A 16,320-nucleotide genomic window follows, 5' to 3' on the forward strand; every position below is an offset into this window, starting at 1 on the left:
TGCGTCGCTTTCGCTTCGCATCTGCTACTGTGTCAGCAGCAGAGAAACGAGATTATGAAGGCTTTTTTTCACGCTGTCAAATCGATTCGTTTTCGTTTCGATCTGAACGCTTCATCATCTCACAGCCACCAGGTCGCCCCAGTCGCTGCCTCGGCCATTCGGGATATCAGGGTTAACCCTAACCTCACCAACTGCCGAGCCCGAAATATTAACACACTTTTTAAATTCGGTGCAACTAGATCTCAAATAATCATCGTCGCGGGAATTTACTGCGTTACCACTTCGGCCCCACCGCCTGATCCCGTCTCAACCGAAACTGCGTTTCGTCTGATTTCGTGTTCAAGCAGCGAAGGAGCGAGACTATAGCACACATTACAAAGGCGTTACGGCAATACCGGCACTTTTTTCTAAAATATCCAAAAAAATTGGGGACAAGAGGCTTAAAAGCCGCTCGCCCCCCTGGGAAAGATAAGTACTAGCTGTGTTTTTTCAGTCGATCACTGAACTGTTTACGGAATTTCGCGACCTTTGGCGCAATCACGAATTGGCAATAGCCCTGCTCAGGGTGCAGCGCAAAATAATTGCGGTGATAGTCCTCTGCCGGCCAGAATGTGGCGGGCTCGCGCAGTTGGGTCACAATGGGCGCATCATAAATATGCTGCGCATCGACTTCGGCAATGACGGCCTGAGCCTGCTGGCGTTGGGCCTCGTTTTGCCAAAAGATGGAGGACTCGTACTGGGGCCCCACGTCATTGCCCTGGCGTCCTGGAGTGGTCGGGTCGTGCGTGGCGAAGAATACCCGCAACAGGTCCGCATAGGACAACACTGAGGGATCGAACTCGACACGGGCGACTTCGACATGGCCGGTGGCTTTGCCGCAGACTTGCTCGTACGATGGATGATCGACATGGCCGCCGCTATAGCCGGGCAGCACGCTGACGACGCCTCGCAAATCCTCGAGAACGGCCTCGACGCACCAGAAGCAGCCTCCGCCCAAGATGGCGACCTCGGTAGCCGGGGAAGATGTGGATTCCGACATGATCATGATTCCTTATTCAATAGGCGTTTCTCTGTCACTGCTGTCTACTATATCTAGATAGCAGATAGGAATGGGCCACCGCTCTATATATTAGATAGAGGGACAGATATGGAGACGGCCCGCCATATATAAAGGTGTAAAGATCGGGTCATTCGGCCATGTCGGCCGGAATTAGTTGGATTTAGCCGGCGCCAGGGACAGCACCCATTCGGCCAAGGTGCGAGCATCCTCTTCGCTGACCTGCGGTTGTGCCGGCATCGGTACGGCCCCCCAGACGCCTCGTCCGCCGGAACGGATTTTCCCTGCCAGGTACTGCACCATGGCGTCGCCCTCGCCCGCCGCGGCATATCGTTCCCCGATACTGCGCAATGGCGGCCCCACCCGTTTGCTGTCGACTTGGTGACACGCCATACAGGCTTTGCTTTGCGCCAAGGCCTCGCCTGTAGATTGATCGGCCGCTTGCGCGCCAGTGGGGGACAGAATGATTGCCCATAGGCCGAAAACAATGGCGGCCGTCCTGCCTGTCGTTACATACATCCGTACTGTCTCAAGTTCGAAAAACGATCAAAATCGCGAAACGGCGACATCCTGGCTCCTGCCCGCCTTCCTGGATTCCGGCGGCCGCCCCGCCCCTAACTGCCGCCCCCTTTCGCACAACTGCGTGGTCACTGGGCCTGAGCTCAAATGTCGAAGCGAATCGTCAGGACTCAAAGGCGTCTGTCACCGCTCCTCGGCTGGCCGTGCTGGCCAATTTGCCGAATTTAGCCAGCACGCCCCGGGTGTAGCGTGGTTTGGGCTGGACCCAGGCGTCTCGGCGCGCCGCCAACTCTTCGTCAGAAATGTTGAGCTGCAGCAGCAACTGATGAGCGTCGATGGTAACTGAATCGTCCTCCTGAATGAGCGCAATCGGCCCGCCGACATAGGCCTCGGGGGCCACATGCCCAACAACCATACCCCAGGTTCCGCCGGAGAAACGGCCATCGGTGATCAAACCCACGGTCTCGCCCAAGCCCTGGCCAACCAATGCCGACGTCGGCGCCAACATTTCGCGCATTCCCGGGCCGCCTTTCGGACCCTCGTAGCGGATGACAACAACGTCGCCGTGCTGGATGCGGCGGTCCATGATGGCGGTCATGGCCTCGTCTTCGGAATCGAAAACGCGGGCAGGCCCGGTAATGACGGGATTTTTCAGGCCAGTGATTTTGGCGACACACCCCTCGGGAGACAAGTTGCCCTTGAGAATGGCCAGATGCCCCTGCGGATACAGAGCGCGGTCTATCGGCCGAATCACATCTTGATCTGAACGGGGCACTGCAGGAACGTCCGCCAAAGATTCTGCAATGGTTTTGCCAGTAATGGTGATGCAATCCCCATGCAGTAAACCCGCGTCCAGCAGCAGCTTCATTACCTGCGGAATTCCGCCTGCACGATGCAAATCGGTGGCGACGTAACGACCGGATGGTTTTAGATCACAAATAACGGGGACACGGCGCCTGATACGCTCGAAGTCATCGATCGTCCAAGGGACTTCGGCCGCATGCGCGATGGCCAGAAAATGCAGGACCGCGTTGGTGGATCCACCCGTCGCCATGATGACGGACACGGCGTTTTCGATGGATTCGCGAGTAATGATGTCACGCGGACGCACACCACGCCGTACGGCATCGACCAGAACCCGGGCCGATTCGGCTGCGGAAACGACTTTTTCGTCGTCTTCGTTGGCCATCGTGCTGGAATACGGCAAGCTCATGCCGAGCGCCTCGAAGGCAGAACTCATCGTGTTGGCGGTGTACATCCCGCCACAGGATCCCGATCCCGGAATCGCGCATTTTTCGATTTGTTTGAAATCTTCCTGGCCCATGCGTCCCATGGTGAACTCGCCCACGGCCTCGAACACCGAGACAATGGTCAGGTCTTTGCCTTGGTAATGGCCGGGCTTGATGGTGCCGCCATAGACATAAATACCCGGGACGTTGGTACGGGCCAGCGCGATCATGCCGCCGGGCATGTTTTTATCGCACCCCCCGATGACGACCACGCCATCCATCCACTGCCCTTGAACCGCCGTTTCAATACAGTCGGCAATCACCTCGCGCGAGACCAGGGAATATTTCATGCCCTCGGTGCCCATGGACATGCCATCGGAGATGGTGGGCGTGCCGAATACTTGCGGATTGGCGCGCGACTCACGGATCGCATCGATGGCGGCATCAGCCAGGCGCTGCAAGCCGCTGTTACAGGGCGTAATGGTGGAGTGGCCATTGGCCACGCCAATCATGGGATTATCAAAATCGGACTCTTGGTAGCCCAGCGCGTAATACATGGCCCGATTGGGCGCACGGGCAACGCCGTGGGTAACGTGGCGTGAACGTTCGTTGTTGGGCATGGTCTGTCTCCATATTGGGCGCTCCTGAACAGGGTCTCGCCCAGCTCGCCTCTGGGCGGGGAACAAGAAAATCAAGGAATCGCGCCGAATAAGTCGAATGTAGCAAGTTCAAGCGCATCCAGGCCCTCGATTTTTCTGGACATGGAAACTTTCTGAACCGACTGATTCGGCATTTCCTTGAGAGTCATTGCATACCGAGCGGCATAACGACACCTGTGCCGGTTATTATCGACCCAATCTTTTATTGCATGGCGGATTATGCTGCACCATCCCGAGTTTGACCCTATTGCCCTGAGCATCGGCCCCGTCGCCATTCATTGGTATGGCCTGATGTATCTCGTCGGATTTGCACTGGTTTATCTGTTGGGCCGTCGACGCCTGACTCGCGGCCATACGCCTGCGCTCAATACGCGCGACCTGGAAGACATTATTTTTTATAGTGTGCTGGGTGTGGTGCTGGGCGGCCGTCTGGGCTATGTGCTGTTTTATAAGCCCGGCTATTACCTGGCCCATCCCCTGGAAATTTTCTACCTATGGGAAGGCGGGATGTCTTTTCACGGCGGGCTGATCGGCGTGATCCTGGTCATGCTGCTGATTGCGCGCAAAAAGAAGGTGTCGTTCTTTACGATCAGTGATTTCATCGCACCGCTGATTCCCCTGGGGCTGGGTGCGGGTCGTCTGGGCAACTTTATCAATGGCGAACTCTGGGGCCGCCCCACTGATGTGCCCTGGGCGATGGTGTTTCCGCAATCGGGCACAGATGTGCCTCGCCACCCTTCGCAGCTTTATGAACTGGGGCTGGAAGGCATCGTGCTATTCGCCCTGCTGTGGTGGTTTTCCAGCAAGCCTCGCCCTCTCGGTCAAGTGAGCGGACTATTTTTGATCGGCTATGGCGCGTTCCGGTTTTTGGTGGAATTCACGCGTGAGCCAGATGATTTTCTGGGCTTGCTCGCCGGAGGCATGAGCATGGGACAATGGTTGTCCCTGCCCATGGTGCTCATTGGCATTGCGATGTTTTTCTTTACTGCAAAGCGACAGTCCCGTTGACGGAAAGCGTCACAGTGACCTGACCAGCCTCGAGCGGCGCGTCGGCATAGCCGGCTGCACTGCTCAGGCTGCTTTTGGCCATCGCACCCATTGGTCTCGGTACCGGGACCGGTGAACCGCCCCCGCTCAATTCGAGTTGCTGCACGCGATAGCTGCTATAGCCGAAAGCCTGGGCCGCGGCCTGTGCTCGCGCCAAAAAGGCATCAGCCGCCTGACCGAGCAGTTTCTTTTCTGCGGCGTCGCGCGCCTCGCGTGACAGCGAGAAACTGATCTGCGAGATGGCGACTTTGTCGGACAGCTTGGAGGCCAATGCCGAGGCAGCGGCAAAGTCCTTGGACTCGAGGACGATTTCCCCGCGAGCGCGCCAGTTCTGGATCTTGCCCTTTTCGTCCGTGTTGGGCCAGACGTTGTAGCCACTGGTATGGACCTGTATGCCCTTTGCGCCCTCGGTACGTTTGACGGTCTCGTCAAGCACCGTACTCAATTGGGTCGTGGCCTTGGTCTGTGAGTCGGCATCGAACTCCGCGGCCAGCGTGATGCGAACGGTGTCCTGCTGTACATCGGCGGAGGCAGATGCCTGCAGGGTCAATTCGGGCACGCGTTCGTCGGGATGGACAGCAGGCGCCGGCGCGCGAGGTGGTGCCGGCGGTTGCTGAGAATGCGCCAACGGCGCGGCCGTCAGGACGAATGCTGCGCAGCAGGCAGTCGCAAGACGATTCAATGAAGGCACGCGAAAGGAGTGCATCATGAAGGACCTGTATGAAAGAGTGGGAAAGAGAGACATCCGGTGCGGGCCTGAGAGAAAATCCAGGCCCGCCGGAATAGATGCCCCGCCTGTGCCGTCTAGGCCGGCATCTCGAACCGTGAGGTTCAAGGTGGTCGCGATCCGTTGAGCTTCGGGTTCGTCTACGGGTAGACAATCACTCCCACTCACCATTCACGCAACCAATATGCCGTAAGACATAGGTTCAGAGAATGTATGGCCAAGTCACGAGCACTGCAGGGACAAACTGAAAAAACATCAAATCATGCGTGATACCGACACGCCGGGGACCGAGGTCCGTACTGCTATCCCTGTTTGGACAATGCCTCGTCAAGCAGAGAATTCATGTGTTCGATTCTACCCTTGAACTCGCCTACCGCCAAACCTCCGAGTGGACCGTCAGGCGCTTTCATGGATAACAACTCGCTAGCAACCTGCAAAGCCGCCATGACGGCAATGCGTTCGTTGCTGGAGACTTTGCCAGAACCCTGGATGCGCAGCATGAGCTGATCAACGTGGCGCACGGCGGCCAACAGCGTGGGTTTTTCTTCGGTGGAGCACGCGAGAGAATAATCGCGCCCCAATATCGTGACATCAATACGTTCCATCAGGGCTGCGCTCCGGAGGATTGGTCTTCGGCGGCAGCGCCAGGCAGGCGCGCCAACACGCTATCGATCCGTTCGCGTGCGGCGTCCGTCGCGACACGCAGGCGTTGCAGATCCGTGTCTTTGGCACTGAGGCTGCCGAGCAATTCCGCCTCACGCGTCTGGGCACGAGATTCGAGCGTTTGCTGCTCGGATATTTGGCGGGCAAGCTGCGCACGCAAATCTATCTCTGACTGGCGCGCCTCGGACAAGAGGTCTTCCACCGCCCCGTCGTGCTCCTGCAATTTGGTCTGCAGCACCAAAATTTCGGCCTGACGCTCATTGCAGCGTTGCTCTAATGCGCGCTGAGCGGCTTCGCTTTGGCCCAGGCTGATACGCAACGCATCACGCTCGGCCTGAAGTTGCCGGGTGCGTTGCACTAATTGCCCGATACGGGCGGCGAGTTGATCTAGATCTTGCAGCATGGGCGCTATCGTAAACCATCCGCGCACTGGCTGGGAGGCCGTACGCAACGTGAGAAAACCAGCAATATTCTGTAGGACTTGCAGTTGACCATGCAAACTGCCTGTACCAAAGAATTCTGACACAGGACTTGCGTTGATCAAGCCTTGATCGATCACAGGCTTTCGCCTGTCTTTCTATTTACTTTCATTTTGCTTTCATTTGGGACCGGTAGTGGCCCAAGGTTACAACTTGGACGCCAGTTTTAGGGAAAACCCCATCTGCATCTGGAACAGCTTGGGTTTGCAGGCCCAGGCCCCTTCGCTACCATGCGCCCTGCTCAAAAGACGCACCTCGATTTCATAACAACGAGCAGCACGACGAGGTGTTCATTTTTCAGAGCATCGTTCATCGAACGACTTGGCTTTAACTCACATGCTGTAAATAGGAGTAGACCATGCAGCTACGCAATCGGCAGGATTTCTGGTCCGGGGTGATGTTCATCGCCATCGGATTGGCAGCCGCTTGGCAATCGACGAGCTATCAAATGGGGACTGCCGCCCGGATGGGGCCGGGGTACTTTCCTTTCGCGCTGGGGCTGGTCCTGGCATTGCTGGGCGCCATCGTGCTGCTCGGCTCGCTGAGCAAGAAAGCAACGGAAACGCATATCGAGAAATTCGACTGGCGCATCACCTTTCTGGTGATCGGATCCGTCGTGTTGTACGCCCTGGTCCTGAAACTGCTGGGTGTCTATATCTCGGTCTTTATTCTGGTCATCGTCAGCAGCCTGGCCAGCCACGAGTTCAACCTGAAAGTCGCCATCGGCAACGGGATTTTCCTGGTGGTGTTCTCGTATCTGGCATTCATCAAAGGGCTGGGGCTGATTTTCCCGCTGTGGCCGTCGTTTCTAGGCATGAACTAAGGAGTCTTCGGCCATGGAATTATTTGATCACTTGATGCTGGGATTCTCGGTGGCGTTCACGCCCGAGAACCTGCTGTACGCTTTGCTGGGTTGTATTCTGGGCACCCTGATCGGGGTGTTGCCTGGGATTGGCCCGGTTCCCACGATCGCGATGCTGCTGCCGATCACCTACGTGCTGCCGCCGGTGGCTGGTCTCATCATGTTGGCCGGTATCTATTACGGTGCGCAGTATGGTGGGTCGACCACGGCTATTCTGGTGGCGCTCCCCGGAGAGACGTCCGCGGTGGTGACGGTGCTCGATGGTCACCAGATGGCGCGTAACGGACGGGCCGGCGCTGCACTGGCAATTGCCGCCATGGGCTCGTTCTTTGCCGGCTGCGTCGCAACGCTGTTGCTGGCCGCTTTTGCGCCCCCGCTGGCCGAAGTCGCCTTTAAATTCGGCCCTGCCGAGTATTTCTCGCTGATGACCCTCGGTCTGGTGGGCGCGGTGGTGCTGGCCTCGGGCTCGTTGCCCAAAGCAATCGCGATGATCATCCTGGGCCTGCTGCTGGGCATGGTGGGTACGGACGTCAACTCGGGGGTCGCCCGCTTTGACTTCGGTATTCCCGAACTGCAAGACGGTATCGACTTTGCCATCGTGGCCATGGGTGTGTTCGGTTTTGCCGAAATCATGACCAACCTGGAACAGAAAGAGAATCGCGTCGACATTACCGACAAGATCGGCTCACTGTATCCGAACAAGCAAGAGTTCAAGGAAGCCGCTCCAGCCGCGGTGCGTGGCACGATTCTGGGCTCGATGCTGGGTATTCTGCCCGGCGGCGGCGCGGTGCTGTCTTCGTTTGCCTCGTACACCCTGGAAAAGAAGATCTCGAAGAACCCCGAGCGCTTTGGTAAAGGCCACCCTGCAGGTCTGGGCGGCCCCGAGTCGGCCAACAACGCCGCAGCGCAGACGTCGTTCATCCCGTTGCTGACCCTGGGTATCCCGGGTAACGCGGTGATGGCGCTGATGGTCGGTGCGATGACCATCCACAACATTCAGCCTGGTCCCCAGGTGATGAGCAGCCACCCGGAATTGTTCTGGGGTCTGATCGCCTCGATGTGGATCGGTAACCTGATGCTGGTGGTGCTGAACCTGCCGCTGATCGGCCTCTGGGTCAAGCTGCTGAAAGTGCCCTATCGCATTCTGTTCCCGGCGATTCTGGTGTTCTGCACGATCGGGGTGTATTCGTTGAACTACAACACGTTCGACATCTTCACCACGGCGATCTTTGGCGTGATCGGCTATGTCTGGTCGAAACTGAAGTGCGAAGGCGCCCCGTTGCTGCTGGGCCTGGTGCTGGGCCCCATGATGGAAGAAAACTTCCGTCGCGCCCTGCTGCTGTCACGCGGTGATTTCATGACGTTCGTGGATCGTCCGCTGTCGGCATCGCTGCTGGCTGTTGCGGCGTTCCTGGTGGTAATCGTGGCGTTGCCATCGATCCGCAAGAAACGTGAAGAGACGTTCGTCGAAGAAGATTAAGTCTTTGAAGGTATCCGCGCCGCCCTGCCTCTATGGATAGATAGGCGATAAGCGGCGCTACCTGAATAGCGTCCCCTAAAGCCAGGCACTGTGAAGTGCCTGGCTTTTTTGTTGCCGGACCGCCCAAGGCAAAAAACGCAGCATGGGTCTTTGCTATGCCGGACCACGCGGAATAATCGTATCTTTTTGAGATAGTCCGTCAAGGAAGCGCGGGGGATATTCGCCGTGCAAAAAGTGTTCCCCTCCGGTATTTGACAGTTTGATTTCGTCGGTTAAACTTCCGCAAAGTTGTCTGATAACCAGGGTGGTTTTCAGAGTACATCGACTAGAAATACAACCCAGAGACATGTTCCAGAAAGTCAATTCTCGTGCGGGGCTGAGCGACGGTGTCGCACAGGCGCTGCTGGAGCAAATCAGCAATGGCAACCTGCCCGCCGGTGCAAAATTGCCGTCCGAGGCGGTGCTGGCAGAGCAATTTGGCATCAGCCGCGCCGTCGTGCGCGAAGCCATGGCGCAATTGAAAAGCCAGGGGGTCGTCGAGTCGCGCCAGGGCAGCGGCGTGTATGTCAGCCCGCATGGCCTGGTCATGCCGCTGCGCATCGATCCCGGCGATGTAGGCTCTTTGAGTGCCGTGTTGCAGTTGTTGGACGTACGACGCGCATTGGAGGCGGAAGCAGCCGAGCAGGCGGCGATAAAACGCACAGCGCGCCAACTGGAAAAAATCGAAAATGCACTGGCTGCGATCTCGCACGAGGTGGCCAAAGGCAACGACGGCGTGTTGGCCGATGTGGCGTTTCACCGGACCATCGCCCAAGCCGCAGGGAATCCGTTTCTGTTGAACACGTTGCGATTCCTGAATCAGTATCTGGAAGCGGCCGTACACATTACGCGCAACAACGAGGCACAAAACGCCGATTTTGCGCGTCAGGTCCACGAAGAACACCAGGCGCTGGTCGATGCGATACGCGCTGGCGATCCAGTCTCTGCACGTCACATGGCGCAAACCCATCTGTACAACGCTGGGCGACGCCTCAAACAAAGTGCGCAGGCAGCAACCAACCTGACAGGGCAACCGGTCCCGAAAGACCGCAAGCTCTCTGCCGGCTCTCCCCGTACGGCGACGCGGCTGAAAGGCGCCAGCAAACAGGCCAATGCGGACACTCCGCGCTCGCACAAGCGCAAGACGAGTCCAGTCAATACCCCGGGGAACGACACCTGACATTCTGCCACCCGCGCCTGGCACATGCAGCTCCGATGCCAGACGCTCGCTGACGTCCGCGCAACCGCTTTCGAGACGTCATGGCATCCCAACGTAATCGAAGGAACGAATCAAAAATGACGAAGAACGTAGGCATAGTTGGATTGGGCGCGATGGGCCTGGGCGTGGCCCGCTCGTTGCTGCGCGCAGGCTTGCACGTCTATGCCAATGACGTACGGCAGCAGGTGTTGGACGGTTTCGCTGCCGAAGGCGGGGTCGCCTGCCAGAGCCTGGCTGAGATGGGCCAACACTGCGATGCCGTTGTCCTGCTGGTGGTCAACGCCGCTCAAACCGAGAGCGTGCTGTTTGGCGCTGACGGCACACAAGGCCTGGCGCATGCAATGAAGCCCGGCTCGGTCGTGATCGCATGCGCCACGGTGGCTCCCGAATTTGCCATTCGTCTGGGCCAGCGTCTGCAAGACATGGGCCTGCACATGCTGGACGCCCCGGTGTCCGGCGGAGCCGCACGGGCCGCAGAGGGAACCATGACGATGATGACCTCTGGCCCGGCAGCCGCCTATGCGGCCTGCGAACATGTGCTGGCAGCCATGGCCGGCAAGGTGTATCGGCTGGGCGACCAGCACGGCCAAGGCTCCAAGGTCAAAATCATCAATCAATTGCTGGCAGGCGTCCATATCGCCGCGTCGGCCGAGGCCATGGCCTTGGGCCTGCGCGAAGGCGTGGATCCTGATGCGTTGTACGAGGTCATCACCCACAGCGCAGGGAACTCGTGGATGTTCGAGAACCGCGTGCCGCACATTCTGAACGGCGATTACACGCCGTTGTCGGCCGTCGATATTTTCGTGAAGGATCTGGGTCTGGTCCTGGATACGGCCCGCGCCAGCAAATTCCCGCTGCCGCTGTCGGCCACAGCGCACCAGATGTTCATGCAGGCCTCCACGGCGGGGCATGGCGGTGAGGACGACTCTGCGGTCATCAAGATTTTCCCGGGTATTGAAATCCCGTCTAAGCGCGACCCCGACACGCATTAAACGCCGTGCCTGCATCAACGATGCAGGCATACCGCCTGTTCAACTTTTTTTCTCTGCTATCCCAGGATCTCCGTCATGACATCTGGTAAGCCTTTGCTGGGCTGCATCGCCGACGATTTTACCGGCGCTACTGATTTGGCCAACATGCTGGTGCGCGAAGGTATGCGCACGATTCAAACCATCGGCGTGCCTGCTGCGCCGGTGCAGGATGTGGACGCCATCGTCGTCGCGTTGAAATCGCGCACTATCGCGCCGCAAGAGGCTGTCGAACAATCGCTGGCCGCTTTGAAGTGGCTGCAAGATCAGGGTTGCACGCAGTTTTTCTTCAAATACTGCTCGACATTCGACTCGACCGACCAAGGCAATATCGGGCCCGTTGCGGACGCATTGCTGCAAGCACTGGGCGCGGACTTTACGATCGCATGCCCCGCGTTCCCCGAGAACGGCCGCACGGTGTACCACGGCCACTTGTTTGTGAACGACACATTGCTTAATGAGTCGGGCATGGAAAACCACCCGTTGACGCCGATGCGCGACGCGAACCTGGTCCGTGTGCTGCAACGTCAGACGCCGTCTAAAGTGGGCCTGATTGACGCGAATACCGTCAAGAAAGGTGCAGATGCCATCAAAGCGAAGATTGCGGCGTTGCGCGAAGCCGGCATACGCATGGCGATTGCCGATGCGATTTCGAATGATGACCTGTACACACTGGGTGCGGGATGCAGCGACCTGACGCTGATTACCGGCGGTTCGGGTGTTGCTCTCGGGTTGCCAGGCAATTTCGTGCGTACCGGCGCGCTGAACGCCACAGGATCCGCGGCCGATCTGCCCGGCATCGAAGGTCGAAGCGTTGTCCTGGCAGGCAGTGCGTCCAAAGCCACCAATGGCCAGGTCGCGCACTGGAAGGCCTCTCACCCGGCGTTCCGCATCGATCCGCTGGCGCTGGCCAAGGGCGACGACGTCGTGGGACAAGCATTGGCGTTTGCGCAGGAACATGCCCCCAAAACCGTGCTGATCTATGCGACGGCTACGCCGGACGAAGTCCGCGCCGTGCAGGCCGAGCTGGGCACGCAGCGCGCGGGAGAATTGGTCGAGCAAGCCTTGGCGACCGTTGCAAGCAAATTAGGCGATCAAGGGGTGACCCACTTTGTGGTCGCCGGTGGCGAGACCTCGGGCGCCGTGGTACAGGCCCTGGACGTACGCGCTCTGCGTATCGGCCCTCAGATCGACCCCGGCGTGCCCGCGACCGTGGCCATCGACGGCAACGGCGGCGCGCAATTGGCGCTGGCCTTGAAGTCGGGCAATTTCGGCACGGTGGATTTTTTTGAGAAAGCCCTGAAAGCGGTGGGAGGATCCCTGTAATGGCCAACGTTATCGACGCCGCGGCCAACGCGGAAAGCACACTGCGTGAGGAAATCTGCCGCATCGGTGCGGCGCTGTTCAATCGTGGCTACACCGTGGGCTCGTCTGGAAACATCAGCGCGCGCCTGCCCGACGGCTGGTTGATCACACCCACCGATGCCTGCCTGGGCATGCTGGATCCTGCTCAATTGAGCAAAGTCGGCCCTGATGGCGTACAAATTTCTGGTGCTCGCGCATCCAAGACATTGGCATTGCACCGCAACGTCTACGCTAACAATGCACAAGCCAATGCAGTCGTTCATACACACTCCACCAATCTGGTGGCCTTGACGCTGGCTGGCGTATGGAAACCCGAAGACGTGGTGCCGCCCATTACGCCGTATTACGTCATGAAAGTGGGCCATGTTCCGCTGATTCCGTATCACCGTCCCGGCGATCCAAAAGTGGCGGAACAGATCGCGGGCCTGGCCAGCAGCGTGCGTGGCGTGCTGCTCGAACGCCTGGGCCCCGTCGTCTGGCACGACTCGGTGTCCAACGCGGCGTTTGCTCTGGAAGAACTCGAAGAAACCGCCAAGCTGTGGCTCATGATGCAACGGCAAGGCACGGCACTGTCCGAGGACGCGATCGATGAATTGCGCCAGACATTCAAGGCGCGCTGGTAGCGCCTGAGGCCGGTTACCACACGGGCCGCGCCATAGCGCGGCTCGTCACCCCTTTTTATAAACAGCAGGAGGAGCACAGTGACTGCTCAAACAGTGACGGACACCGTTGGCGCGGTGTCTAATTCGGAGTCCAACCGCGTCTATTCCAAGATAGCATGGCGCATCATGCCTTTCTTGATGATCTGCTATGTCATCGCCTATCTGGATCGCGTGAACGTCGGTTTTGCCAAGCTGCAAATGTCCATCGATCTGGGTTTCTCGGAAACCGTGTTCGGATTGGGTGCGGGCTTGTTCTTTATCGGGTACTTCTTTTTCGAAGTGCCGTCCAACCTGCTGATGAATCGTGTCGGCGCACGTATCTGGATCGCGCGCATCATGATCACGTGGGGCATTTTGTCGGGCTGCTTCTTTTTTGTGTCTACGCCCACGCAGTTCTATGTATTGCGCTTTCTATTGGGCGCAGCTGAGGCAGGCTTTTATCCCGGCGTGATCCTGTATCTGACGTACTGGTTCCCTGGACATCGCCGCGCCAAAATGATCGCAGTGTTCATGGCGGCCATTCCATTGTCAGGGATTTTCGGCGGGCCATTGTCCGGCTACCTGATGCAGAATTTCAATGGCTATATGGGCCATGGCGGCTGGCAGTGGATGTTCGTCATCGAAGCCCTGCCCGCCTTGGTCCTGGGTATCGTGACGCTGCTCTATCTGGATAACGACGTGCGTTCGGCCAAATGGCTGACCGACGAAGAAAAGGCGGTCGTCGCCCGCGACATCGAGGCAGAGGCCAAATCGAAGCACAAGACCAGCCCCGGCACCACCAAAGCGGTATTCGCCGATCTGCGAGTGTGGTGGATGTGCCTGATCTATTTCTGCTTTGTGATGGGTCAATACGGCCTGACATTCTGGATGCCGTCGCTGGTGAAATCCACGGGGGTACAAGGCGCGTTCAATATCGGCCTGATCAGTGCCATTCCCTTTGTTGTGGCCGCGATCTCGATGATACTGATCGGCCGCAACGCCGACCGCATGCGTGAGCGTCGTTGGCACCTGATCATTCCGGCGACCTTTGGAGCGATCGGATTTGCAGTCTCTGCCGCTTATGCCGACAACACGGTGCTGGCAATGCTGGCCCTGTCCATTGCAGCGGGCGGCGCGCTGACGTGCTCGCCCTTGTTCTGGTCGCTGCCTACTGCATTCCTGTCCGGCACCGGTGCGGTCGCAGGGATTGCAGTCATCAACTCGGTGGGCAACCTGGCCGGCTTTGTCAGCCCCTACGCTATTGGCCTGTTGAATGACGCCACGAAGAGCTCGGCAGCCGGCATGTATATGTTGACTGCCATGCTGCTGCTCGGCGCTGTCGCCGTGTTCTTGACCAACAAGAACGAGGTGAACCGCTAAACACCATCTGGGCGCGCCGCTATCGGCTGCGCCCAGTTTGTATGCACTTCCCGGAGCTACCATAATGCCATTGAAATTTGCCGCCAATCTCAGCTTCCTATACCAAGACCTGCCCTTCCTGGATCGCATCGCAGCGGCTGCGAAAGACGGTTTTGAAGGCGTGGAATATCTATTCCCCTACGACTTTCCCGCGGCCGAGATCAAGCAGCGTCTGGTCGACAACGGCATCGAACAGGCGTTGTTCAATGCACCTCCGGGCGACTGGGCGGGCGGTGAACGCGGCATTGCATCGCTGCCGGGACGCGAGCAGGAATTCAAGGGCGCGATCTCGCGCGCGATCGAATACGCCGGTGTGCTGGGCAATCAGCGCGTCCACATCATGGCAGGCCTGATGCCGGCGGACGCGAACCGCGCAGAACGCCTGGACCTGTACACCCGCAATGTGGCCTGGGCCGCAGAGCAAGCCAAGGCCGCAGGCCTGACTATCGTGCTCGAACCCATCAACCAGCGCGATATGCCCGGCTATCTGCTGAGCTATCAAGAGGATGCGCTGGACGTCGTACGCGCCACCGGCGCCGACAACGTGAAAGTGCAGTTCGACTGCTATCACGCCCAGATCATGGAAGGCGATGTGGTCATGAAACTGCGCGCGATGTTTGATCAAATCGGGCACATCCAGATTGCCAGCGTGCCCAGCCGCAACGAGCCCGATGGCGAAGAACTGAATTACCCCTTTATTTTCCAGACCCTGGACCAATTGGGTTACCAGGGCTGGGTGGGATGCGAATACAAACCCCGTGCGGCAACGAGCGACGGCCTGGCCTGGCTGCGTACGTACCGTGCCAACTCGGAAACCAACAAATGAGTAAAGTACTGATTACCGGCGGCGCCGGTTTCCTGGGCAAACGCCTGGCCAAGAAATTGCTGGAACGCGGCGAACTGAAAGGCGCCAGCGGCCAGCCCGAAAAAATCGAGCAGATCATCCTGCTGGATATGGTGGCCCCCACCGACCTGGATGACCCTCGCATCAAGGTCGTAACGGGTGACATCGCGGATGCAGCCCTGCTGCGTCAGGTCATCGACACCAGTGTGACCTCGGTGTTCCACCTGGCGGCCGTGGTCAGCGGCGCTGCAGAGGCCGATTTCGATCTGGGCATGCGCATCAATCTGGATGCCACGCGCGAGCTGCTGGAGTTGTGCCGCAAGCTGGGCCACAAGCCTCGTTTCGTGTTCACCAGTTCGGTCGCCGTGTTCGGTGGCAAGCTGCCTGCGATCGTGCAGGACGACACCGCGCCCACGCCGATGAGCTCGTACGGTGCGCAAAAGGTCTCTGGCGAATTGATGGTGTCTGATTACAGCCGCAAAGGCTTTATCGACGGCCGCACCCTGCGTATGCCGACGATCAGCGTGCGCCCGGGCAAACCCAACGCCGCTGCCTCGAGCTTTGCGAGCGGCATCGTGCGCGAACCCTTGAACGGCGAAAGCGCTGTCGCTCCCGTCTCGCCCGAAACCAAGATGTGGCTGATGTCGCCGCGCTATGCGATCGACAACCTCATCCATGGTCATGAACTGGATGGCGATGCGGTCGGTTTCCCCCGTACCATCAGCCTGCCCGGCCTGTCGGTTAGCGTGAAAGCCATGGTGGATGCCTTGCGCGAAGTCGCTGGCGACCAGGTCGCAGACCTGGTGAAGTGGGAGCCCAACGAGGCCGTCAAAAAGATCGTCGAATCCTGGCCCGGCGAATTCGCCGCCACGCGTGCCAAGTCGCTGGGTTTTCAGGCCGACAGCAACTATGCCGACGTGATCCGGGCCTATCAAGAAGACGATATGCCCAAGTAAACGACGCAATGTGCCGCCGTTTCGGCGGTCATACACGGGAAAGCCCTCAGTTGATCTACCGTCTGAGGGCTTTTTTTCGTCCTCAGG

General features: G+C 58.6%; 16 protein-coding genes and 1 other RNA gene. 10 read left to right on the forward strand and 7 right to left on the reverse strand.

Going from position 1 to position 16,320, the window contains the following annotated elements; translation table 11 throughout:
• Nucleotides 1–475: 475 nt before the first annotated feature.
• The 3 genes from msrA to ilvD form a co-directional block, all read right to left on the reverse strand.
• Nucleotides 476–1,039, reverse strand: coding sequence for a peptide-methionine (S)-S-oxide reductase MsrA (msrA, locus tag ACNA0I_RS25580; RefSeq protein ID WP_415808838.1), 564 nt, complete (start codon nt 1,037–1,039; stop codon nt 476–478).
• Between the two features lie 171 nt (nt 1,040–1,210).
• The gene (locus ACNA0I_RS25585) at nt 1,211–1,576 is read right to left on the reverse strand and encodes a c-type cytochrome (RefSeq protein ID WP_415808839.1); all 366 of its coding nucleotides are present in this window, start codon (nt 1,574–1,576) and stop codon (nt 1,211–1,213) included.
• Between the two features lie 163 nt (nt 1,577–1,739).
• Nucleotides 1,740–3,425, reverse strand: coding sequence for a dihydroxy-acid dehydratase (ilvD, locus tag ACNA0I_RS25590; protein WP_415808840.1), 1,686 nt, complete (start codon nt 3,423–3,425; stop codon nt 1,740–1,742).
• Nucleotides 3,426–3,683: 258 nt separating this feature from the next.
• Between ilvD and lgt the strand changes: the two genes are divergently transcribed.
• Entirely contained in the window at nt 3,684–4,472 is a 789-nt protein-coding gene (gene lgt / locus ACNA0I_RS25595) for a prolipoprotein diacylglyceryl transferase (protein WP_415808841.1), read from the forward strand.
• Here lgt and ACNA0I_RS25600 read toward each other — a convergent pair.
• The 4 genes from ACNA0I_RS25600 to ACNA0I_RS25615 form a co-directional block, all read right to left on the reverse strand.
• Nucleotides 4,447–5,217 carry an SIMPL domain-containing protein gene (locus ACNA0I_RS25600; RefSeq protein WP_415808862.1) on the reverse strand — a complete coding sequence of 257 codons (771 nt, stop codon included), beginning with the start codon at nt 5,215–5,217 and terminating at the stop codon, nt 4,447–4,449. The two genes, lgt and ACNA0I_RS25600, sit on opposite strands and share 26 nt — an antisense overlap.
• A gap of 78 nt (nt 5,218–5,295) precedes the next feature.
• A non-coding RNA gene (gene ssrS / locus ACNA0I_RS25605) (6S RNA) lies at nt 5,296–5,481 on the reverse strand.
• 59 nt (nt 5,482–5,540) lie between these two features.
• The gene (locus ACNA0I_RS25610; RefSeq protein WP_415808842.1) at nt 5,541–5,843 is read right to left on the reverse strand and encodes a cell division protein ZapA; all 303 of its coding nucleotides are present in this window, start codon (nt 5,841–5,843) and stop codon (nt 5,541–5,543) included.
• Nucleotides 5,843–6,304, reverse strand: coding sequence for a hypothetical protein (locus ACNA0I_RS25615; RefSeq protein ID WP_415808843.1), 462 nt, complete (start codon nt 6,302–6,304; stop codon nt 5,843–5,845). Before ACNA0I_RS25615 ends, ACNA0I_RS25610 begins: the two co-directional genes overlap by 1 nt.
• 434 nt (nt 6,305–6,738) lie before the next feature.
• Here ACNA0I_RS25615 and ACNA0I_RS25620 point away from each other — a divergent pair, with 434 nt between their 5' ends.
• The 9 genes from ACNA0I_RS25620 to denD all read left to right on the forward strand — a co-directional run bounded on the left by ACNA0I_RS25620 (nt 6,739) and on the right by denD (nt 16,233).
• Nucleotides 6,739–7,203 carry a tripartite tricarboxylate transporter TctB family protein gene (locus ACNA0I_RS25620; RefSeq protein WP_415808844.1) on the forward strand — a complete coding sequence of 155 codons (465 nt, stop codon included), beginning with the start codon at nt 6,739–6,741 and terminating at the stop codon, nt 7,201–7,203.
• Nucleotides 7,204–7,216: 13 nt separating this feature from the next.
• Nucleotides 7,217–8,722 (forward strand): tripartite tricarboxylate transporter permease, encoded by a 1,506-nt coding sequence (locus ACNA0I_RS25625; protein WP_415808845.1) that lies wholly within the window; start codon nt 7,217–7,219, stop codon nt 8,720–8,722.
• 346 nt (nt 8,723–9,068) lie between these two features.
• Nucleotides 9,069–9,941 (forward strand): FadR/GntR family transcriptional regulator, encoded by an 873-nt coding sequence (locus tag ACNA0I_RS25630; RefSeq protein ID WP_415808846.1) that lies wholly within the window; start codon nt 9,069–9,071, stop codon nt 9,939–9,941.
• 80 nt (nt 9,942–10,021) lie between these two features.
• Nucleotides 10,022–10,972 (forward strand): L-threonate dehydrogenase, encoded by a 951-nt coding sequence (ltnD, locus tag ACNA0I_RS25635; protein WP_415808847.1) that lies wholly within the window; start codon nt 10,022–10,024, stop codon nt 10,970–10,972.
• Between the two features lie 75 nt (nt 10,973–11,047).
• Entirely contained in the window at nt 11,048–12,334 is a 1,287-nt protein-coding gene (gene otnK, locus ACNA0I_RS25640) for a 3-oxo-tetronate kinase (protein WP_415808848.1), read from the forward strand.
• Nucleotides 12,334–12,996, forward strand: coding sequence for a 3-oxo-tetronate 4-phosphate decarboxylase (gene otnC / locus ACNA0I_RS25645; RefSeq protein ID WP_415808849.1), 663 nt, complete (start codon nt 12,334–12,336; stop codon nt 12,994–12,996). The genes otnK and otnC overlap by 1 nt, the downstream gene beginning before the upstream one ends.
• A gap of 78 nt (nt 12,997–13,074) precedes the next feature.
• Nucleotides 13,075–14,394: an MFS transporter gene (locus ACNA0I_RS25650; RefSeq protein ID WP_415808850.1), complete on the forward strand. Its 1,320-nt coding sequence runs from the start codon at nt 13,075–13,077 to the stop codon at nt 14,392–14,394.
• Between the two features lie 64 nt (nt 14,395–14,458).
• Nucleotides 14,459–15,259, forward strand: coding sequence for a 2-oxo-tetronate isomerase (gene otnI, locus ACNA0I_RS25655; protein WP_415808851.1), 801 nt, complete (start codon nt 14,459–14,461; stop codon nt 15,257–15,259).
• The gene (denD, locus tag ACNA0I_RS25660; protein WP_415808852.1) at nt 15,256–16,233 is read left to right on the forward strand and encodes a D-erythronate dehydrogenase; all 978 of its coding nucleotides are present in this window, start codon (nt 15,256–15,258) and stop codon (nt 16,231–16,233) included. The genes otnI and denD overlap by 4 nt, the downstream gene beginning before the upstream one ends.
• The last annotated feature ends 87 nt before the right edge of the window (nt 16,234–16,320 follow it).

Source organism: Bordetella muralis, from assembly GCF_965139205.1.
Classification (GTDB): Bacteria; Pseudomonadota; Gammaproteobacteria; order Burkholderiales; family Burkholderiaceae_B; genus Bordetella_A; species Bordetella_A muralis.